Origin of the sequence: Lutibacter sp. (assembly GCF_016342705.1) — a bacterium.
GTDB lineage: Bacteria > Bacteroidota > Bacteroidia > Flavobacteriales > Flavobacteriaceae > Lutibacter.
The window spans coordinates 117,060-139,340 of record NZ_JAEINV010000009.1 but is presented as its reverse complement, the minus strand read 5'-3'; the positions used below and the strand labels follow the sequence as shown (position 1 = coordinate 139,340).

At 30.0% G+C, this 22,281-nt stretch carries 19 protein-coding genes; 9 read left to right on the top strand and 10 right to left on the bottom strand.

Features of this window, described 5'->3' with window-relative positions; translation table 11 throughout:
* Window positions 1–122 precede the first annotated feature (122 nt).
* The 6 genes from hemA to hemN all read left to right on the top strand — a co-directional run bounded on the left by hemA (window position 123) and on the right by hemN (window position 7,756).
* A complete protein-coding gene (gene hemA, locus JEY78_RS10315) occupies window positions 123–1,376 on the top strand; it encodes a glutamyl-tRNA reductase (protein WP_291850575.1) in 1,254 nt (417 codons plus the stop codon).
* Window position 1,377: 1 nt separating this feature from the next.
* On the top strand, window positions 1,378–2,970 hold the full coding sequence (hemC, locus tag JEY78_RS10310; RefSeq protein ID WP_291850572.1) for a hydroxymethylbilane synthase: 1,593 nt from the start codon (window positions 1,378–1,380) through the stop codon (window positions 2,968–2,970).
* An 8-nt stretch (window positions 2,971–2,978) separates the two neighbouring features.
* A complete protein-coding gene (hemB, locus tag JEY78_RS10305) occupies window positions 2,979–3,944 on the top strand; it encodes a porphobilinogen synthase (RefSeq protein ID WP_291850628.1) in 966 nt (321 codons plus the stop codon).
* Between the two features lie 6 nt (window positions 3,945–3,950).
* Entirely contained in the window at window positions 3,951–5,258 is a 1,308-nt protein-coding gene (gene hemL / locus JEY78_RS10300; RefSeq protein WP_291850570.1) for a glutamate-1-semialdehyde 2,1-aminomutase, read from the top strand.
* Between the two features lie 51 nt (window positions 5,259–5,309).
* Window positions 5,310–6,332 (top strand): uroporphyrinogen decarboxylase, encoded by a 1,023-nt coding sequence (gene hemE / locus JEY78_RS10295; protein WP_291850567.1) that lies wholly within the window; start codon window positions 5,310–5,312, stop codon window positions 6,330–6,332.
* A 65-nt stretch (window positions 6,333–6,397) separates the two neighbouring features.
* Complete coding sequence (hemN, locus tag JEY78_RS10290) at window positions 6,398–7,756, top strand: oxygen-independent coproporphyrinogen III oxidase (protein WP_291850563.1); 1,359 nt, start codon at window positions 6,398–6,400, stop codon at window positions 7,754–7,756.
* A 71-nt stretch (window positions 7,757–7,827) separates the two neighbouring features.
* Here the strand turns inward: hemN and JEY78_RS10285 are convergent, their stop codons facing one another.
* The 7 genes from JEY78_RS10285 to JEY78_RS10255 form a co-directional block, all read right to left on the bottom strand.
* Window positions 7,828–8,229 carry a cytochrome c gene (locus tag JEY78_RS10285; protein ID WP_291850560.1) on the bottom strand — a complete coding sequence of 134 codons (402 nt, stop codon included), beginning with the start codon at window positions 8,227–8,229 and terminating at the stop codon, window positions 7,828–7,830.
* 82 nt (window positions 8,230–8,311) lie between these two features.
* Window positions 8,312–9,214: a hypothetical protein gene (locus JEY78_RS10280; protein ID WP_291850557.1), complete on the bottom strand. Its 903-nt coding sequence runs from the start codon at window positions 9,212–9,214 to the stop codon at window positions 8,312–8,314.
* A 20-nt stretch (window positions 9,215–9,234) separates the two neighbouring features.
* A complete protein-coding gene (gene nrfD / locus JEY78_RS10275; protein ID WP_291850554.1) occupies window positions 9,235–10,578 on the bottom strand; it encodes an NrfD/PsrC family molybdoenzyme membrane anchor subunit in 1,344 nt (447 codons plus the stop codon).
* A 17-nt stretch (window positions 10,579–10,595) separates the two neighbouring features.
* A complete protein-coding gene (locus JEY78_RS10270; RefSeq protein WP_291850551.1) occupies window positions 10,596–11,579 on the bottom strand; it encodes a 4Fe-4S dicluster domain-containing protein in 984 nt (327 codons plus the stop codon).
* A 258-nt stretch (window positions 11,580–11,837) separates the two neighbouring features.
* Entirely contained in the window at window positions 11,838–12,689 is an 852-nt protein-coding gene (locus JEY78_RS10265; protein ID WP_291850548.1) for a DUF5777 family beta-barrel protein, read from the bottom strand.
* Between the two features lie 17 nt (window positions 12,690–12,706).
* Window positions 12,707–13,087 (bottom strand): hypothetical protein, encoded by a 381-nt coding sequence (locus JEY78_RS10260; RefSeq protein WP_291850545.1) that lies wholly within the window; start codon window positions 13,085–13,087, stop codon window positions 12,707–12,709.
* 153 nt (window positions 13,088–13,240) lie between these two features.
* Window positions 13,241–14,332: a multiheme c-type cytochrome gene (locus JEY78_RS10255; protein ID WP_291850542.1), complete on the bottom strand. Its 1,092-nt coding sequence runs from the start codon at window positions 14,330–14,332 to the stop codon at window positions 13,241–13,243.
* Window positions 14,333–14,752: 420 nt separating this feature from the next.
* Between JEY78_RS10255 and JEY78_RS10250 the strand changes: the two genes are divergently transcribed.
* Together JEY78_RS10250 and JEY78_RS10245 are read left to right on the top strand one after the other, a co-directional pair.
* Complete coding sequence (locus JEY78_RS10250) at window positions 14,753–16,099, top strand: dihydrolipoamide acetyltransferase family protein (protein ID WP_291850538.1); 1,347 nt, start codon at window positions 14,753–14,755, stop codon at window positions 16,097–16,099.
* A gap of 186 nt (window positions 16,100–16,285) precedes the next feature.
* Complete coding sequence (locus JEY78_RS10245; RefSeq protein ID WP_291850535.1) at window positions 16,286–17,560, top strand: mechanosensitive ion channel domain-containing protein; 1,275 nt, start codon at window positions 16,286–16,288, stop codon at window positions 17,558–17,560.
* A gap of 91 nt (window positions 17,561–17,651) precedes the next feature.
* Here the strand turns inward: JEY78_RS10245 and JEY78_RS10240 are convergent, their stop codons facing one another.
* Together JEY78_RS10240 and JEY78_RS10235 are read right to left on the bottom strand one after the other, a co-directional pair.
* A complete protein-coding gene (locus JEY78_RS10240) occupies window positions 17,652–18,008 on the bottom strand; it encodes an ATPase (RefSeq protein WP_291850532.1) in 357 nt (118 codons plus the stop codon).
* A 10-nt stretch (window positions 18,009–18,018) separates the two neighbouring features.
* Window positions 18,019–20,247 (bottom strand): TonB-dependent receptor, encoded by a 2,229-nt coding sequence (locus JEY78_RS10235; protein WP_291850529.1) that lies wholly within the window; start codon window positions 20,245–20,247, stop codon window positions 18,019–18,021.
* A 316-nt stretch (window positions 20,248–20,563) separates the two neighbouring features.
* On the opposite strand from JEY78_RS10235, the gene JEY78_RS10230 reads away from it, so the two are divergent.
* On the top strand, window positions 20,564–20,725 hold the full coding sequence (locus JEY78_RS10230; RefSeq protein ID WP_291850526.1) for a hypothetical protein: 162 nt from the start codon (window positions 20,564–20,566) through the stop codon (window positions 20,723–20,725).
* Window positions 20,726–21,081: 356 nt separating this feature from the next.
* On the opposite strand, the gene tsaD is transcribed toward JEY78_RS10230, so the two are convergent.
* Window positions 21,082–22,116 carry a tRNA (adenosine(37)-N6)-threonylcarbamoyltransferase complex transferase subunit TsaD gene (tsaD, locus tag JEY78_RS10225; protein ID WP_291850523.1) on the bottom strand — a complete coding sequence of 345 codons (1,035 nt, stop codon included), beginning with the start codon at window positions 22,114–22,116 and terminating at the stop codon, window positions 21,082–21,084.
* Window positions 22,117–22,281 lie beyond the last annotated feature (165 nt).

Sequence of the window (22,281 nt, the reverse complement as noted above, 5' to 3'; positions counted from 1 at the left end):
TTATTTGGAATAATTCTAAATTAATTACAATAACTTATGTCGACAATAAAAGTACTTTTGGCGACATAATGAATTTTTTATTAGTTGTACTTTTGTCGATACTTATTGGTAATACTAATTTTATGAATCAAGAAAATCTTCCTACAAAATTTTACAATGTAGGTTTAAGTTATAAAAAGGCAGACGTGCAAGTGCGTGGTGCTTTTAGCGTAACTAAAGAAAATCAAAAATTACTACTTAAAGAAGCGAAAGCGAAAGGAATTGAAGGTATTTTTATACTTTCAACTTGTAATAGAACTGAAATAACCGGTTTTGCTAAGCACCCATTTGAGTTAATTAGTTTAATGATTAAATATTCAAAAGGTACGGTTGAAGAATTTATAAACGTTTCAAATGTTTATAAAAATAACGATGCAATAAGTCATTTATTCAACATAGCAACAGGTTTAGATAGTCAAATTTTAGGAGATTATGAAATTGTTGGACAATTAAGAGAGTCTTTTAAAATGGCTAAAAAAATAGGAACTACCAATGCCTATTTAGAACGTTTAATGAATTTGGTTTTGCAAGCTAGTAAGGATGTGAAAAATAACACCAAATTAAGTTCAGGTACAACTTCAGTATCGTATGCAGCTATTCAATATATTGTTGAAAATGTTGAAAATTATAACGATAAGAAAATTTTAATTTACGGTTTAGGTGAAATTGGAAAAAATACCTGTAAAAACGTATTAGAATATACTTCTAATAAAAATATAACTTTAGTAAATAGAACACTTGAAAAAGCTGTTGATTTTGAACAAACACATCATGATGTTTCTGTTGCGGATTTTTCTGATTTATCAAAAGAAATTCATAATACAGATATTTTAATTGTTTCTACAGGCTCAAGTTCACATACTGTTACAAAAGAAAATTTAGAAGAAGGAAAAGAGTTATTGATAATTGATTTATCAATGCCTGAAAATGTAGATGTTGAGGTTAAAAAAATGAAAGGCATATCATTAATTAATGTTGATGAACTTTCAAAAATTACTGATAAAACAGTGGCAACGCGTCAAGCACAAATTCCTTTAGCAGAAAAAATCATTGAAAAATATAGAGAAGAATTTAACGAATGGATTTCACACAGAAAATATGTGCCTGCAGTGAATGCTCTAAAAGAATCTTTAATGGCAATTCAGCAAGATGAAATTAATTTTTATAGCAAAAAAAATAAAGATTTTAATGTTGAAGATGCAGAGTTTGTAACCAATAGAATGATTCAAAAAATTACCACACAATTTGTAAAGCATTTAAAAGATCAAGAAACTTCTGTTGATCAAAGTATAAGTGTTATTAGCAAAATTTTTAACACTGAAATAACCGAAATTTAGAATGGATAAAATAATTAGAATTGGAACTCGCTCAAGTGAATTAGCGCTTTGGCAGGCTAATACCGTAGCGAAACAATTAGATGGCTTAGGTTATAAAAGTGAAATAGTAAAAATAGATTCCATTGGAGATATTGTATTAGATAAACCATTGTATGAATTAGGTATTACAGGTGTTTTTACTAAAAATTTAGACATTGCTTTATTAAATGATAAAATTGATATTGCGGTACATTCATTTAAAGATGTACCAACAAAATTACCAAATGGAATTGTGCAAGGTGCAATTTTAAAAAGAGGAGATTTTAACGATATTTTAGTCCTTAAAGAAGATGAAAACTTCTTTACAAATGACACTGCAATTATTGCAACAGGAAGTTTAAGACGAAAAGCACAATGGTTATATCGTTACCCGCATCATACAATTACAGGTTTACGTGGCAATGTAAATACACGTTTGCAAAAATTAGAAGACAATGATTGGGATGGTGCTATTTTTGCAGCAGCCGGACTTAAAAGATTAAAGTTATTACCTGAAAAGGAAAAACATATAAAATTAGATTGGATGATTCCTGCTCCAGCACAAGGAGCGGTAATGGTAGCTGTTTTAGATGAAAACGAAGAGTTAAAAGCTATTTGTACAGAATTAAATCACGAAGATACAGCAACTTGCGTAAAAATTGAACGTGATTTTTTACGTGTTTTAGAAGGTGGTTGTACAGCGCCAATTGGAGCTTTAGCATTAATTATTAAAGAAGAATTAATGTTTAAAGGCGTTTTATTTAGTCCTGATGGAAAAAATAAAATTGAGTTTTCTAAATCTGTTGAATTAGATAAAATAGGTGATTTAGGTGTGTATGCTGCCAACTATATTTTAGATAGAGGTGGTAAAAAATTAATGAGAGAAGAAATAATTATTGAAAAAGATATCAATATTTATTCAACTAAAAATTTATCGCTTAATCAGGTAAATAGTATTTCCTCTCATATTGGCTCTTTAATGAGCGATTTTATAACAACACGTAGCAACCGTTTAAAACCTATGGTTGTTAAAAAACCAATTAAAAACGTAATTTTTACAAGTCAAAATGCAGTAGAAGCATTATTGGAAAATTTTAGTCCAATGGAACTGCAATTCGAAAATATGTATTGCGTTGGTAAAAGAACCAAACGTTTAATTGAAAAGAAAATTGGTAAAGTTTCTCAAGATGAAAATAGTGCTGAAAAATTAGCAAATTATTTAGTTGAAAATTTAAGTGAGAAAGAAGTTACTTTTTTTTGTGGAAATAAAAAAAGAGAAGAACTTTCAAACATTTTAAATGAGAATAACATAGTTGTTAATGAAGTTGAAAGTTATCAAACAGCATTAACTCCGCGTAAAATTGATGAAAAAATTAATGGAATATTATTTTTCAGTCCTTCAGCAATTGAAAGTTTTTTAACTCAAAATAAAGCAACAGATATAGTCGCATTTTGTATTGGAGAAACCACTGCAACTGTGGCTAGAAAATATTTTAAAAATGTTGAAGTTTCAAAAGTTTCAACTATTGAAAGTGTTATTGAAACAGCAAATGAATACTTTAAAGTAAAAGAATAACAAACATGATAAACAGAACAAGACGTCTTCGTAAAACAGAAAATATCCGTCGTTTAGTTAGAGAAAATAAGCTAACTATTGATGATTTAATTTATCCTTTATTTATTGAAGAAGGAGTTAATATTGAAACTGAAATTGTTTCAATGCCAGGAATTAAGCGTTTTTCATTAGATACAATTTCAAAAGAATTAGATGAAGTTGTTGCGTTAGATATTCCTGCTGTTTTATTATTTGGAATTCCATCAAAAAAAGATGAAACTGGTTCTGAAACTTGGAATGATGATGGAATTATGCAAAAGGCAGTTCGTTTTATCAAAAAAAATTACCCAAGTTTATATGTAATAACAGATGTTTGTTTTTGTGAATATACAAGTCACGGACATTGTGGAATAATTCACGATAATGATGTAGATAATGATGCAACGTTGCCAAATATTGCAAAGCAAGTAATTTCTCATGCAAAAGCAGGTGTAGATATGGTTGCTCCATCAGGAATGATGGACGGAATGATTGATACAATTCGTCAAGCATTGGATAATACAGGTTTTCCAAACATACCAATAATGTCTTATGCTGTAAAATATTCATCAGCGTTTTATGGTCCGTTTAGAGATGCAGCAGATTCAGCTCCAACTTTTGGAGATAGAAGAACCTACCAAATGGACCCAGCCAATAGAGATGAAGGAATGCGTGAAGCTACTTTTGATGATCAGGAAGGAGCTGATATTTTAATGGTAAAACCAGCCTTAGCTTATTTAGATATTATTAGAGATTTAAAAAATAATTTTGACAGACCAATTGCTTGTTATAATGTAAGTGGAGAATATGCCATGATAAAAGCAGCTGCAGCCAATGGTTGGATTGATGAAGAGCGTGTAATGATGGAAAGTTTATTATCTATGAAAAGGGCAGGAGCGGATATTATTATTACGTATTTTGCGAAAGATGTAGCTAAAGTATTATTGAAAAAATAAATTAAAATGAAATTAGAAAAATCAATAGAATTATATACTAAGGGAAAAAAACACTTAGTTGGTGCCGTAAATTCACCTGTTAGAGCATTTAAATCTGTAGGTGGAGTTCCTATTTTTATTGACCACGCTAAAGGAAGCAAGATTGTAGATGTTGATGATAATGAATATGTAGATATGGTGCTTTCTTATGGTCCAATGATTTTAGGGCATAGAAATAGTGTTGTTGAAAAAACTATTAAAAAATACCTTAAAAAAGGCTACACTTTTGGGGCGTCAACTAAAGGAGAACTTATTTTAGCAGAAATGGTTTGTGATGCTTTTCCAGGAATGGATAAAGTTCGTTTTGTAAATTCTGGAACAGAAGCTGTTTTAAGTGCAATTCGTTTGGCACGAGCATTTACGGGTAAAAATAAAATAATAAAATTTGCCGGTTGTTATCACGGGCATTCAGATGCGTTGTTAGTGGCTGCGGGTTCTGGTTTAGCAACATTAAGTTTACCCGGTAGCGCAGGTGTTCCTGATGATGCAGTAAAAAATACCTTAATTGCAGAATATAATAATATTGATAGTGTTGAAAGACATTTGGCAAGACATAATGATATTGCTGCTGTAATTATTGAACCAATTGCGGGAAATATGGGGGTAGTTCTTCCAACTAAAGAATTTATGGAAGAATTAAGAGATTTAACCAAAGCAAGCGGTGTTCTTTTAATTATGGATGAGGTTATGACTGGCTTTCGTTCAAAATTTGGTGGTGCTCAAGAGTTGTTAGGTATTCAAGCAGATATTACATGTTTAGGAAAAGTTATTGGAGGAGGTTTTCCAGTGGGAGCATATGGTGCAAGAAATGAAATTATGCAAAAAGTGGCGCCATTAGGACCAATGTATCAAGCTGGGACGTTATCTGGAAATCCAATAGCTATGGCTTGCGGAATTGCGACTTTAAAAGAGTTGAAAAAACAAGATCCGTATAAAGATTTTGAAAAAACGGCCGCATTTTTAGAAAGAGCAATGTTAGATGCAGCTAAAGAAAATGGAATTGATTTACAAGTAAATAGATTTGGATCAATGATCAATCCATTTTTTACAAAAACCAAAGTTGTTGATTTTAAAACTGCTCAAACTAGCGATACTAAAAAATTCAAAACCTTCTTTTGGAAAATGATGGAAAACGGAGTGTTTTTACCACCATCACAGTTTGAAGCTTGGTTTTTAGCAACTGCAATGAGCAAAAGAGATATTTATAAAGTAAGAACAGCTATAAATATTGCAATGAAAGCAGTTGCAAATAAAAAAAATGAAGATGAGGATTAGTGTTTAAGTTTAAGAAAACAAAACACTAATATTTTCAAATAAATAAATAATATGATTAAAAACGATTTATATTTAAGAGCCTTAAAAGGCGAAACTGTAGAGCGTCCACCGGTATGGATGATGCGTCAGGCGGGGCGTTATTTGCCAGAATTTATTGCAATTAGAGATAATTACGATTTTTTTACACGTTGTAGAACTCCAGAATTAGCGTCAGAAATAACAGTACAACCAATTAGAAGATTTGGAATGGATGCTGCTATTTTATTTTCAGATATTTTAGTTATTCCTCAAGCAATGAATATTGAGGTGGAAATGAAAAATGGAGTAGGACCGTGGTTACCAAATCCAATTAGAACTGCAAAAGCTGTAGATGAAGTTGTTGTGCCAGATGTAACAGTTGAATTAAAATACGTGATGGATGCCATAAAAATTACCAAACAAATGTTGAATGATGACATTCCATTAATTGGTTTTGCAGGTTCACCTTGGACAATTTTATGTTATTGTGTGCAAGGACAAGGGTCAAAAAATTTCGATTTAGCTAAAGAATTTTGTTTTACACAACCAGTTGCTGCGCATTTATTACTTCAAAAAATAACAGACACTACCATCGCTTATTTAAAAGAAAAAGTGAAAGCAGGTGTTAATGCAGTTCAAATTTTTGATTCTTGGGGAGGAATGCTTTCTCCAGTTGATTATCAAGAATTTTCTTGGAAATATATCAATCAAATTATTGAAGCATTAAGAGACGAAGCTCCTGTAATTGCATTTGGAAAAGGATGTTGGTTTGCTTTAGAAGATATGGCAAAATCAAATGCTGCTGCTTTGGGTGTAGATTGGACAATTACGCCACAAATGGCAAGAAAATTTGCAGGAAATAATATAACCTTACAGGGTAATTTTGATCCATCAAGATTGTTATCACCACCAGCAGAAATTAAAAAGTTGGTTACAAAAATGATTAACGACTTTGGAAAAGATAAGTACATTGTTAATTTAGGTCATGGAATTTTACCAAATATACCTTTAGACAATGCAAAAGCATTTATTGATGCTGTAAAAGAATATAAATAAAATAGTTGTTAGTTTTTGGTAGCTATTTTTTAGCAAGCCAACAGCCAACAGCCAATAGCTAAAAAATGACAAACTTAATTCAAAAATATAATATTCCTGGTCCAAGATATACCAGTTATCCAACGGTTCCTTTTTGGGATAAAGAAGGGATTGCTCTATCAGACTGGAAAAAAACAGTTAAAAAATCTTTTATTGAAAGTAATGATATAGAGGGAATTAGCTTATATATTCACTTACCTTTTTGTGAGAGTTTATGTACATTTTGTGCTTGTCATAAAAAAATAACAAAACGTCATGAAGTTGAACAACCATATATTGAAACCGTTTTAAAAGAATGGGATTTATATTGCGATTTGTTTGAAGGAAGACCAAAAATTAGAGAAATTCATTTAGGAGGAGGAACACCAACGTTCTTTTCTTCAGAAAATTTAAAAAAACTGATTAACGGAATTTTTAAAAGAGCTGATAAATTTGAAACTTTCGATTTTAGTTATGAAGGACATCCAAATCATACTTCAGAAGAACAGTTACAAACTTTGTATGATTTAGGCTCTAGAAGAAATAGTTTTGGTATTCAGGATTACGACCCGAAAGTTCAAAAAGCAATTCATAGGGTTCAAAGTTTTGAGCAAGTAAAAAAAGTTCATGATTTGTCAAAAAAGATTGGTTATGAGTCTATTAGTCACGATTTAATTTTCGGATTACCTTTTCAAACTGAAGAAAGTATTAGAACAACCATTAAAAATACTATTGCTTTAAAACCAGATAGAATAGCTTATTACAGTTATGCACATGTGCCTTGGATAAAAGGCGTTGGGCAACGTGGTTTTGAAGATAGTGATTTGCCAAAGGATAGCGAAAAGCGTCATTTATATGAACTTGGAAAACAATTGTTTTTTGACAATGGTTATGTAGAAATTGGAATGGATCATTTTGCGTTACCATCCGATTCTTTACATAAGGCAATGGAAGCTAAAAAGTTACATCGTAATTTTATGGGTTATACTGCTGGAAAAACTGAATTAATGGTTGGTTTGGGAATGTCTTCCATTAGTGATTCTTGGTACGCATTTGCTCAAAATGAAAAGGATGTAGATGATTATACTGATAAAGTGAATGCAGGTATTATACCAATATTTAGAGGTCATTTATTAACCGATAAAGATTTAATTATTAGAAAGCACATTTTAAACCTAATGTGTAATTTAGAAACTGAGTGGAAAATTGGATTAGATGCACAGGTTAAAAAAGAAATTATAGAGCGTTTAAAACCAATAATTGATGATGGCTTGGTTGAGGTTTCAGAAGAGAAGGTTACGGTAAAAGAAGAAGGAAGAATGTTTGTTCGTAATATTTGTATGACGTTTGATCTTCGATTAATAGAAAATAAGCCAGACACTCGTATATTTTCTATGACCATTTAGTCTTTAAGAAATTATAAAAGCATAAAAAAACCGAACAATTGTTCGGTTTTTTTATGAATAAGAAATATGGTTTATTTCTTTAAAGTTCTTAAATAATGAACAATTGCCCACATATCATCTTTCTCTGGCATTTTCTTTTCATAGCTTGGCATATCGTCTCTTCCAAAATAACTTTTGTAAAATAACGCTCCATCAGTTTGAGCTTGGAATTTTTTAGAAGAAAAATCTCCTAAATGTCCATCAACTTCTTCTGCTTTTGGACCATCACCTAAACCTTCTTTACCATGACAAGACTTGCAATGTTTAGCATATAAAGTTTTACCTAAATCTACATTAGATTTGCTTGCTTCTACAGGGTTTTTCATAGTTTGGTATTTAGCAGGAACTTTCCACTCTTCTTGCACCAATTTAGTGAAAGACAAAAGCCCAATACTAACCACACCTATAATCATTAAAATTTTAAATGTTTTCATTTGTTTAATTTTTGTTTGTTATATATTAATTGTTAATCTAAATTCAAATACAATGCCAATTGTAATAAAAGTAGCAAATATTTTATTCTTCTTGGCTTAATTCTAATTTTTTTCCTTCTTTTTTTATTTTAAATAAATTATATACCGTATAAATGTAATTTGCCCAAACACCAACTAATAATATTGTTAATACAATATACATCCATATTGGCGCGGCTTCAGACCACAGTTTGTTTTCGTCTATTGTATTTATTTTATTAAATGTTCCCCAATTTACGGTTTGTTTTTGAATTACATCACCAAATTCATCGTTGTCTAAAATTTGAGCATAAACGGTGAAATTTTTATCTTTATCACCTGGAATATTTTGAAGTAATTCAAATTCAATTTCACCATTTTCAATAGTACCCTCTTTAATTTTCATTTTAGAAAGCATTCCTTCTATTGAAATAATTACATCTACTTCTTCAACAGGTGTTTTAACACCTAAACTATCTAAAGTAAATGCTTTTACAAAAATGGTTTTAACACTATCAATTTCTTCTAAGTTTAATTCTAAAATTAAATCTCTAACCAAAATTTCTTCTTCCTCAGCATCTAATGCATCAGAACCTTCAAATCTAGCGGTTAAATTAATATAACCATCTTCATCAGTTATATATTTTTGTTTTTCAGAAAGTATTAATTGTGCGACACCTTCATTTGAAGTTTTTGCAGTTCCTAATAAAATTTCTTCATCATTAGCAATGTTAAAGAATTTTATTTCAGCATCAAAAACAGGAATTTTATCTTTTCTATCTTCTCTATTTTTTCCAATAAATGAAACTTCAAGTAGACGTGTATTGTCAAACTTTTTAACTGTTTTAAAAGAGAAAGACAATTTATAATCATCTACAGTTGTTTCTTGAGCAACTAAACTAAAACTAAATAATAGCGCTAAAAGAAAACAAGTAAATGATGTGTTTTTAAATATGTTACGTTGCATAATTTCTAATTTTACTATTATTATTCAGTGATTGTTTGTTTAGCATTCCCTTTTTTATTGAAAGCTTCTCTTTCTTGATCAATAATTCCAGACATTGGTATGATTGGAACTAATTTCATAATTAAAATGAAGAATAAAATAAAAGCAGCTACTCCGGCAAAACTTAAAGACCATTCAACCCAAGTGGCTGTGTAATGAACAAATTCTTCTCTGGTATCTTGAATTGGTAAATAAGGAGTTTCTAAAGTTGGTACAACTATTAAATATCTATTAAGCCATAATCCTAAAATTGCAATTACTGAAGCAAAAGTGATTGATTTTATAGTTCTAAATTTTTTGAAAAATAAAATAACAACGGGCACTAAAACACCTACATAATTTGCTAAAACAAATTGCCAAAAATAACGTGTAAACAATGTGTTTAATAAATTTGTATCGTGAATTTTATGACTAAACCATCTAGAAAAATACTCACTAAATGTAAAATAACCATATAATAATGATAGTATTAAAAGGATAATACCTGCACTAACAAAGTGTACTTTTCTAATGTAATGCTCTAGATTGTAGTATTTTCTTATTAAATACATAGCTAGTATTATAACTGAAATACCAGAATATAGTCCAGCAATAATAAAGTATGGTGCAAATATTGAACTGTTCCAACCAGGTTGCAACGTTAAACTAAAAATCCACGCTAAAACTGAATACGCAACAATTGCTAATGCAATAATCATTGCAGACATTGTTTTAGTTATTTTATGTAAAGTTTCTCTTTGTTCTGTGGTGTCTTGGTAACCTATTGCTAAAAATTTATATAATTTTTGTCTCCATTTTGGTGCATCTTCACTGTGATCTCTTAAAATGGCCAAATCAGGAATAAATGTTAAGTATAAGTAAATAAAACAACCTACTAAATCGGTCATAATTGCTATAATATCCCAAGTAATTGGTGATTGAATTCTTGGATACAAGAATAAATAATGCAATCTGTCTAATCTACCAATACACAATAAAATAAATATAGGTCCAATAATTAATGATAGCACTGTAATTATTTCAACAATTCTTGACACTGAATTTTTCCAAGGCGTGTTGTAGAAGTGTAAAATACCGGAAATAAATGCTCCCGAATAGCTTAAGCACACAAAAAATATAAAGTTAATAATGTAAACACCCCAAACAACGTTGTCGCGCATACCAGTAACTTCGTGTCCTTTAAATAATTGTAAAAAGAAAGCATAAATTCCAACCAAAATGATTGCAACTAATATTCCCATCCAAATTTTTGAAACTTTGGTAGTTTTTTCAAGTAAAGGAGAAAATTCTTTAACCAATTCTCTTTTTCTATTTTCTAAATTCATAATTAAGAGTTTTAAAGTTAAATTTTACCGTCTTTTTTTAGTTGTTGAACATAAGGAACATCTTTATAACGTTCAATAATATCCTCCTCAACATTAAATCCTCTTTCTAATGGGAATTGTCTGTTAACAGCAGGTAAATAATATACATTTGGTTTTGTACCTAAATGTTCTAAATGACGATATCCTCCACGGTCTTCTATTAATTTTGAAAAACGAACAGTTTCTTCACCATTAGTTACAATATCTTCGTTTTTATCTCCAAAATAAATTACTCCCATTGGACAAGATGATGCACAATGTGGTAATTTTCCTTGACGTAGCATATCTGGACAAAAATCACATTTCATAACGGTACCTTCCGCGGCAGGAACACTAGTTTCTGGTGAATAAGGCTGTGATTTATCATCGAATTTATCTTTATGTCCCCAGTTGAATTGACGTGCAGAGTATGGGCAACTTGTAATACAAAATTTACAACCTATACAACGATCATTATCAACTAAAACAATACCATCATCACGTTTAAAAGTTGCTCCAGTAGGGCAAACAGTTACACAAGGTGGTTCATCACAATGAAAACAAGGTTTTGGTAACCAATAAGGAGAAGCCTCTGGATTATCTTGTATTAATTGTACTTTCATGAACTCCTCATTATGATCTAAATTGTGTGCTTTTTGACAGCCTTCAACACATTTTCTTGCGTTTTTACATTTGGCCAAATCAATTACCATCACAAACTTTCTGTTTGGAATTCCTTTTCTTGATTCTTCAGGTGTTATTAATGCTTCTGGGTATTTATTTACGTTTGATGCATCTACTTCAACAATTTTCCCGTCTGGTGTAAGTAATCTCATTTTTTCACCAGAAGGTTTGGTTTCCTCATCTGCGGCAAAATTAGATATTATTGAAGCTCCGGCTACAGCTGTAACACTAGACATTAATCCTAATTTTAGGAATTTACGTCTGTTTGTGCTTCCGTTTTCAGTTTTTTTATTTTCCATAATAGTATAAATCTAAGCGAATAATTATGAGCAATATTCTTATGTAAATTTAGTTACATAACTTGTTTTTTATGATGACTTTTGTCAGCGAATTTTTATAAAATCAGACTTTTTACTGATTTTTTTTAAATTTTTATAATGTTGATATGCAAAACATTATCTAAAATTATTTAAGTATAGAGCTCTTTTAACGAAAGAAAACAAAATACCAATGAAATATTGGTATTTTGTTTTCTAAAAGGGTGATTTATAAAAAATTTAAAAGTTGTAAATTCTTGTAATGTTAAATCCAATTAAGAAATCGCCTTTAAAGAAATCGTTTTGGTTGTACATATAATTCTTTTGTGAAACTAAACCATTATAGTTAGTTAAAAATATTTGGAAAGCATGTGCAGAAGTTGCAAACTCGGTTCCAATACTTAAACCTGGTTTAGGCTGATTAGCGTCAAACTGTGTAATCGGTTGGCTATAATCAACTAAAATAGAAGTTTGTGGACTAATTTTAAATCTTCCTCCAAAAGATACAGAAACCATATCATTTTGCATAGTTGGATCTACTAAATTATAGTGAGATACACTTGGTGCAATTTGTAATGATACTTTTGAACTAAATCTTTTAGCAATAATTAATTGATTAAAGTAAGAATATCTGTCTTGAATCATATTGAAATTTTCTTTTGATCTTGCATCAATCGTAAAATTTCCATAATAAGAAACACTAATAGGCATACTACCAGATTGTGTTTGTCTTAATAATGCAACTTTCCAGTTAAAATCTTGTAATCTATTAAATTTTGTTGTTCCGTAACCAATAGTTAATCGCTCATGAATTGCATAAGTTAAACCAATTCTAATGTTTGACGGAGCCCAAAAACCAGCCATATCATTATCTCCACCATTAATAGTTCCAAATCTGTGTTGCATAGTAACTTCTAAAGCATTTTTAGAAAACAACACATTTGTTGGATTATCAACAATAAAAGAACTTTCATAGGCAGGTCTTTCAAGTTTTTCTTTAACTACTTCTTTTTCAACAACCTCTTCTTCTTGGGTAAACCCAATAAAAGGGAGCATTAAAAAAGCAAGAAGTAATATTTTATAATTTTTCATATTAAATGTCTTATTTATTAGTTGTCTTTAGCTCCTTGGTTTATCCAAGCTTTAATTAAAGCAATTTCATTAGCACTTAATGAAATACCAACATCGTGGTGTCCATTTCCTGGTAAATAATTGTATAATCTGCTAGCATCTGCATTACTTGCGGTAACATATTTAGGAACTAAGGCGCTATATGAGTTTCCAGCTCTTAAGTCTGGACTTATGTTTGCACCGTGACAACCTGTACATTTAGAAAATATAGGTTGTATTTCAGTTCCAAAAGAAATAACTTGAGTGTCTGGTATTTCAGGAATATCAATTACCAGTTTTTCAGGAATTTCATCGTAATAACATGAAAAGCATAGTAAACTTAAGCTACTAACTAGAACTATTTGCAATAGTTTTTTCATTTGTTTTGTTTTAAATTGTTAATTAACTTTTATTAAAATTTTCGTAAAAATTTTAAGTTAATACTGTAACTATTTATAAGTAGTAATTAGTTTTAAAAGTTCAGGGAACTACTAACTTAGTTCCCTAGAACTTTAATATCTAACTATTATTATTTATTGTGCAGCTTCAATAGAGTTTTTAAGTAATGCTTTTGCATATCCAGGATTGTGAATACCATTACTTCTATCTTCACGTAAAAGGGCAAAGTTCCAAGCAGCTTGAGCAACTTTTAAAGGAACACTGTTTGATGTAAAAGCATCTGCAGTACCATCAAAAGCACCTTTTGCAATTAATAAAGTTTTTAATGTTTCCATATCTGCAGCATAACCTGAAACTTCAGAAGGAGCTCCATTAGTATGACAAGTTAAACAAGCTTTTTCAGATGGATGCCAAGAGTGTAATCCATTGTGCTCACCTTCATCTTGTTGACCCATATGACATGATGTACAAGAAGATCCAGTTCTATGAGTTGCAGATTTTGGTGCAGGATAAACAGCTGATCCAGCATACATTGCACCTTGAATTCCTTCTAATAATGTAGATTGTGGTCCGTGGTGTGGTCCAAAACGACCATTTAATTTAACATTACCTGAAGCATCTCCTACAGTTGGAGGTAAACCTCTTGGTTGGTGACATTTTACACATGTGTTACTAGATCCCATATCCATTGCATAAGCTGGATCTTGATCTAAAGCAACAGGCATAATTCCAGCTCTTAAAGCATAATCAAATCCATCATTTGCAAAGTCAAATGTGCTATGTGTTCCATGGCAAGTTGTACAAGTAATTGCTTGGTTACCAGAATAAGCTAAACCACTTGGGTAACCAGAACCACCTTTTAATTCAACACCATTCATACTATCAATATAACCTCCACTTGTGTGACATTGAACACATCCTGATCTGTTTGTATAAGCAGATGTAGTAATTATGTCACCAGTTCCTCTGTCTGTATGCAAAGTTTCTTTTGCGTGAATAGATACTAAATATGACTCTTCAGCATGTTCTTTGTTTAAGTTATTGTGACAAGCAACACAACTAGCGGTTCCATCAACGCCGTTAGTTCCATCAGTTCCGTCAACTCCATTAACACCATCAACACCAGCTAAACCTTGTGGTCCCATAATTGGATCGCTGGTACATTGTATAAACATTAAACTTGATGCTAAAATCATCAAGAATCCTATTAATTTTAAATTTTTCATAATATTAGATATTTGTTTGTTTTAAATCTTTAGTAAATTTAATTACTACATTACATTAATTTTATGATTTAAGTCATTGTTTTAACATTTTTATAACGCTGATAAACAGGTGTTTAATCGCTATTTAGAACGATTAAAATTAATTTCAGTAAAATGTTGTGCGTATTTTGTTACAGACTTACGTAACCTTGGTTACAAATTAATTAAAATTGATTTTATTGAATTGTTTATGGCGCTTTCTAATTTATGAAATGTATAATTTTAGAATTTAAATTTTTATATAATGTATTTTACATTATATATATTGTGTTTAAATTATGAAAGTGTTAAAAATATGGGATTCAAAAAAATATTTAATAGATCCATTTATTATATTCACTATATATTTTTTGTAAATTTGCAATTCTAAAAAAAATCAAAATGGCAAGATTTGAAGTAAAACTTCCTAAAATGGGTGAAAGTGTTGCAGAAGCAACTATAACCTCATGGTTAAAATCAGTTGGAGATACTATTGAATTGGACGAAGCAATTGTTGAGATTGCCACAGATAAAGTAGATTCTGAAGTGCCAAGTGAAGTTGAAGGAACACTTGTAGAAGTTCTGTTTGAAAATGATGCAATAGTAAAGGTTGGTGAAACCATTGCAATAATTGAAACTTCTGCTAAAGATTCAGAAGTAAAAGAGCAACCTATTTCAACAGCAATTGAAAAAAATGTTGCTGAAATAGTTCAAAATGTTGCGGATATTACACAATCTAAAGTCATTGAAAAAACGTCGGCTTCAGGAAAATTCTTTTCTCCTTTAGTTAGAAATATTGCTACAACAGAAGGTGTTTCAATGGAAGAATTAGAAGCTATTGTGGGTACTGGAACAGATAATAGGGTTACTAAAAATGATATTTTAGCTTATATAAATGGTGGAAGACAAGTTCAGATTTCTGAGAAGAAGGAAATAATACAAGAAATACCTGCTCCAAAGGTTGAAAATTTAGTAAAAGATGTTGTAGTAGAAAAGAAAGAAATTGTGAAGCAAGTAGTTTCTGTTGTTTCTGTGAATGGAGAAGATGAAATTATTGAAATGAGCAGAATGGGCAAGTTAATTGCGCATCATATGGTAGAATCTGTTCAAACATCGGCACATGTACAATCATTTATTGAAGTTGATGTTACTAATATTGTAAAGTGGAGAGAGAAAGTTAAAGATACATTTTTGGCTCGCGAAGGAGAAAAAATTACGTACACTCCAATTTTTATGCAAGCTGTGGCAAATGCCATCAAGCAATTTCCAATGATAAATATTGCTGTTTCTGGAGATAAAATAATTAAGAAAAAAGCAATTAATTTAGGAATGGCGGCTGCGTTAGCAGATGGAAACTTAATTGTACCTGTTATAAAAAATGCCGATCAATTAAATTTAGTTGGTATAACAAAAGCTGTAAACGATTTAGCTGAAAGAGCTAGAAAAGGACAGCTAAAGCCAGATGAAATTCAAGGAGGAACGTATACGGTTACAAATGTTGGTAGTTTTGGAAGTGTTTTTGGAACGCCAATTATTAACCAACCACAAGTTGCAATTTTAGCTTTAGGAGCTGTTAGAAAAGTGCCTGCAGTTATTGAAACTTCTGAAGGAGATTTTATTGGAATTAGACACAAAATGTTTATTTCACATTCATACGATCACAGAGTTGTAAATGGAGCTTTAGGAGGTATGTTTATAAAATCAATTAAAGATAAATTAGAAGCTTGGGATGTAAACGCTGAGTTTTAATTCAATTTGAAAGTTTATAATTTAGTGGCGTTTTAAAATAAACGTGTCGTCAACCTGAACTTGATTCAGGTTCTCATTCTTTTTTATAATCAGCATGATGAGATTCTGAATCAAGTTCAGAATGACGCTTTTTACCCAGTTTTTTTTAAAATCTGCTTTTGCCTATTTATCACTAAATTTAAAATTATGATTCAAAATTTATTAATGATAAAGTATTTAAATCTTATAAAAGAAATATTACTAAATAAAGGGTTGCCAGATTTTTGGGCAGCAACCATAAATTTGATAATTACTTTTAGTGTAATTGTTGTAATAGCTTATTTTTTAGATAGAATTTTACGTTTTGTAATTGTAAAATTATTTTATCTTTTCTCTATAAAAACCAAAACTACATTTGATGATTTTTTAGTGAAAAGTAAGTTTCCAAGATATATTGCACATATAATTCCACTATTTATTTTAAAATATTTAGTTCCGCTAATTTTAAGTGATTTTTCATTTTTATTAAAAGCGTTCACCATTGCAATAAACATTTATGGTATTATTTTAGTTGTAAAAATAATACGAAGCTTTTTAAAGTCAACTCAACAATATTTAAGAACAACGGAACGATTTAAGGATAAACCTTTAGAAAGTTATTCGCAAGTTGTCATGATATTTTTATGGGGAGTTGCCATATTTTTTATTGTTTATCAGTTAACTGGAAGAGATGTTTTAAGTTTTGCAACACTTGGAGCAGCTTCTGCTGTAATATTGTTAATTTTTAAAGATACTATTTTAGGTTTTGTAGCTTCCATTCAAGTTTCAGTAAACGATATTGTAAGAATAGGTGATTGGATTGTTTACAGTAAATTTGGAGCAGATGGTACGGTTACGGATATTAATTTGGCTACAGTAAGAGTTCAAAATTGGGACAATACATACACTACAATTCCAACGTATAGTTTAATTTCAGATTCATTTCAAAATTGGAGAGGAATGGAAGAGTCTGGTGGAAGAAGAATAAAAAGAGCTGTTTTTATTAAACAAAATTCTATTAAATTTTTAACGAAAGAAAAGATAGAAGAATTTAAGAAAATTCAATTAGTAAAGCAATATATTGAAGATAAGCATGTTGAAATTACTTTGCATAATGAAAAAATTGGAGCAGATAAGTCCGTTTTAATTAACGGGTTAAATTTGACTAATTTTGGAGTCTTCAGAAAATATTTGGACCTTTATTTACATCAAAATTCAGAAGTTAGTAAAGAACTTTTTTTAATGGTAAGGCAATTAGCACCAACTTCACAAGGTATTCCATTAGAAATTTATTGTTTTAGCAGTGATAAAAAATGGTCTAATTATGAAGCTACTATGTCAGATATTTTTGACCATGTGATTGCTGCAGTTCCTTATTTTGATTTAGAAATATTTGAAGAGCCAACAGGAAAGGATATTTCTGTTTTACTAAATAACAAATAATTAACGATTGTCTGCCTTTATTAAAACAGATTAACTTATTTCAAAATTTTATTTTTGAAATAAGTTAATATAGTATAATTGAGCAATTAATTTAATGTCCAAATTCTGGATTCACTCTATCATATTTACAGCAATCATGCAAATTGTTATACGCCTCATCTGTTGCTGTTACTTTTTTTGTGTCATGACCAACAGCCGCAATATTATTGTGAATGGTTAATTCATCTATTTTACGCTCATCAAATATTAATGAAAGTTCATGCGTTTCAATGGTCCAATTCGCAAATTTTACACCCTTAGTTTTTAAGGCTGCCAATTCAATTCTTTCTTTGCACATTTCGCAAATACCATTTACTTCAAAAGTAATTTTTGCATTTTTATTTTTTTCTTGTGCTTCACTTGAAATTCCAATACATAAAATTCCAATAAATAATAGTAATTTCTTCATAATAAACGTTTTATTCTAAATTAAATCTAATTCCTGTATAATACATTGCACCAATAACAGGCGAATATACTAAGCTTGTATCAAAATTTGTTCCGAAAGGATCATCAGCTCCTAAAACGGGTATTTGTTGTTTTTGGTTGGTTAAATTTTCGCCACCTAAATACCATTCAAATCGTGGTGAAAAAACCTTTGTTATTTGTGCATTTATAGCGCTGTGATTGTCTGAATATAGTGGTAGTTGATACTTTAAACTATAAATACTAGTGTCCGGAATTCGCTGTTCACTTTGCCAATTGTATGTGAAATCGAATTTCCAATTACCACCTTTTTCTGTTTGATGAGTTTCAAAAAATAAGTTTGTAAAAAATCTATTTTTAGGTTGTAATGGTTCTTGTTTTTCGCCGGAAATAAAATTACTTGTAATATCTTGATATTTGTAGGCTGTTCTTATTGCTAAATGTGTTACCGGACTGTAATTTAACTCAATTTGAAAGCTATTTGCTTTTCCTATTGTTGAACTATTGTAAAACGAAATTTCGGTTGGATTTTCCCAATCTACAATAACTTGCTCATCAAAAATTGTTTTATAAAAGTCAATGGTTACATCACCACTTCTATTAAATAATTTAAATTTTTGATTGAATGAAGTTCCGTAATTCCAAGCTATTTCTGGTTTTAATCCGTAATATTTACCATTATTATTAGTAATATTTAAAGTTCTGTTTGTGCCAAATAATTTTTGATTTTCGGCAAATATAGAAGCGCCTCTTTTTCCTCTTCCTGCTGAAAATCGGAATGTTCCAGTTTCCCAAGCGTTATATTTAACGTGTAAACGTGGCGTAATAAAAGTTCCTAATAAATTATGAGCATCAACTCTAACTCCTGCCGATAAGCTTAAATTGTCTAAATTATCATAATTATATTCAAAAAAAGCACCAACAGATTTTTCGTTTCTTGTGTAATTTGAATTTAAAACTAATTCATTAAAATCATCAAAAGTTGAATTTAGTCCAGTTACAATTTTATTTCTTGTATCTGAAATTATAGAATTGAAAATTAAATTAGCATAAAAACTTTGATGTTTTATATTATAATCTTTTAGTCCATAATAAGAATGCTGTTTGTGGTCGCTAAATGCAAATTGCAATCCAAAACTTTTATAAGGCATTTCTGGAAAAACATAACCCAATTTTGCGGAGGTTTCAAATCTTTCGGTTTCAATTTCACTTCCCCAAAATGTACTAGTTTTTTTATGAATGTCAGGATTAAAATTTACTTGCCCTGTTTGTTTATTATCGGTTAAATAGCGAAAATTAACAAAGCTCACCCAACCTTTTTCTGTATCGGTATATTGCCATCTGTTCATAATGTTTATTTGATTAGAAAGCGGAGCATCTAAAAAACCATCGTTGTTTTCGTCCATTTTTTTAGTTCTTAAATTTCCATGAACATATAAACCAGCGCTCCATTTATCATTTAAAATTTTATTGAAATGCGTATTTAATTCAGATCTTCCATCTAAGGATGTATAAGCATTTATAAATAACTTTTTATCAGTTAAAGGCTTTACTAATTCGGCATTAATTTGACCGGTTATACTTTCATAACCATTTACAACACTTCCTGCACCTTTGGTAACTTGTATGCTTTCAACCCAAGTTCCTGGAGTAAATGAAAGTCCAAATGCCTGAGCAGCACCTCTAATATTAGGAACATTTTCTTGAACAATTTGAATGTACGGACTTGATAAACCTAACATTTTAATTTGTTTTGTTCCAGTTAGCGCATCGGAATAATTAACGTCAATAGATGGATTTGTTTCAAAACTCTCTGCTAAATTACAGCAAGCGGCTTTTAACAATTCTGCCTTATTTACATTAATGATGTTTTTAATTTCATACGATGGTCTGTTGGAACTTTGTTTTACAGAATTAATACTAATTTCATTTAGTTCATTATCTGGACTTAAGTTTATGGTTAATTCAGTTGATTTATCAATAGTAATAGATTGTGATTTATAACCAATATAGCTTACTATTAAAGTATTATTGTTTGATAAATTTTTAATTTCAAATAACCCATTTTCATTTGAAACAACACCAATTGTAGAATCTTCCCAATAAATATTTGCGCCAATTATTGGAGTGTTAGAGGTGTCTAAAATTTTTCCTTTCGTACTATTTTGACTTATTGCACCCAAAGGAAGGAGGATGAATAAATAAATGATATATTTTTTCATGAATGAAAATCTTAATTGTGATAAATAGAAATCTTGTTTTAATAGCCAATGCTATTCTCAAAAAGAACTATAAAATCAAATTAAGAAGGACTGAAACAGTACTTGTTTGTTTCGTAAAATTTTAGGAGGAGAAAAATCTTGATAAAATGTAGTGTTAACTTTAATGAAATTCATTTTTTTTACAAAAATTGTATAAAATGAAAAAGCTAAAACGTATTGAGATTTTATTAATTTTAAAGAATTAGTATGTTGAAAAGAAGTATTACTTTTCATAACAATTTCATTTTGACAACAATCCTTTTTTGAAAACTTTACAATGTTAAAATTATTGGAAACAATTTTAGTTTTACAGCAAGAATCAACTTTTGAAAAATTAGAAATTTCAACTAAATTATCATTACAAAAATGTTTATACATTGAAAAAGATGTAATGGATAGCAATAATATTGCGACCATAAATACAACTGTTATTTTTTGAAAAACATTTTTCATTTTGCAAAATTACAATTTCAGTACAGATAAATCTTAAAATAATAGTATTTTTTAACCTTCTTGCACTTTTAACCGAGCTGTTGCAACAACAATTGATTCAGAGCGATAATATTTTAAAGTGGTTTTTTATGCATTTTGTTGTTACTTGAATAATCGAAAATTTAATTTTGCAACAAGTTGATATTCAGTAAGTAATTGTAGTTTAAAATGTATGCTGATTCTTTCAAAGAAGTATGCTCATACTTTCTCCAAAGTATGCTGAAACTTTTCCTAAAGTATGCTGATACTTTTGCAAAAATATGCTGATACTTTTTTTATGAAAGAAAAACCTAATTTAAATTTTTAACCTTCTTGTACTTTTAAACGTGCAGTTGCCACAATATCTGTTTCAGAAAAATCTTTTTCTAAATATTTTAAATGCCCAACAATAGCAATCATAGCAGCATTATCTGTTGTGTATTGAAATTTTGGAATGTACGTAGTCCATCCATATTTTTCTTCAGTAGCTTTTAAGGTTTTACGTATTTCAGAATTAGCACTTACACCACCGGCTATTGCAATATGTGTAATTCCTGTTTGTTTCACTGCTTTTTTAAGTTTATCGAATAATATTTGCACAATAGTGTACTGAATAGAAGCACAAATATCGTGGAGATTTTCTTCAATAAAATTTGGATTTTCTTTTACATTTTTCTGAATAAAATATAAAATAGCTGTTTTTAGTCCACTAAAACTAAAATCTAAATTTGGCATTTTTGGTTTTGTAAATTTAAAGGCTTTTGGATTGCCAAGTTGCGCATATTTATCAACCAAAGGTCCGCCAGGATATGGCAGCCCTAAAATTTTTGCCGATTTATCATACGCTTCTCCAACGGCATCATCAGTAGTTTCACCAATAACTTCCATGGTAAAATAATTGGTAATTTTTACAATTTGCGTATGTCCACCGCTAATTGTTAAACATAAAAAAGGAAATGGCGGTTTTTGTTGAGTTTCATCTTCAATAAAATGAGCTAAAACGTGCCCTTGCATATGATTTACAGCAATTAATGGAATATTTAAAGCCATAGAAAGTGACTTTGCAAACGATGTTCCCACTAAAAGTGACCCCATTAATCCAGGTCCACGCGTAAAAGCTATGGCATGTAACTCTTTTTTGTCGATATTTGCTTGTTGAATTGCTTGTTGAATAACAGGAACAATATTTTGTTGATGTGCTCTGGAAGCTAATTCAGGAACAACACCTCCATATTTGGTGTGAATTTCTTGATTGGCAACAACATTTGATAGTACTTTTCCGTTGCATAAAACAGCGGCACTTGTATCATCACAAGACGATTCAATACCAAGAATATAAATTGGATTAATTTTAGTCATTTAAATAAAATATAGGCATAATAATTGCCGTTAATTTGCAAATTTAGCGCATATCAAACGAATTAAAAAAATAGTTGTAAATATTTTACTAATACTACTGGTTTCATTAGCAGTAGTTAGTGTATTACTGTCAATCCCGGCAGTACAAACTTCGCTTGGAAAAAA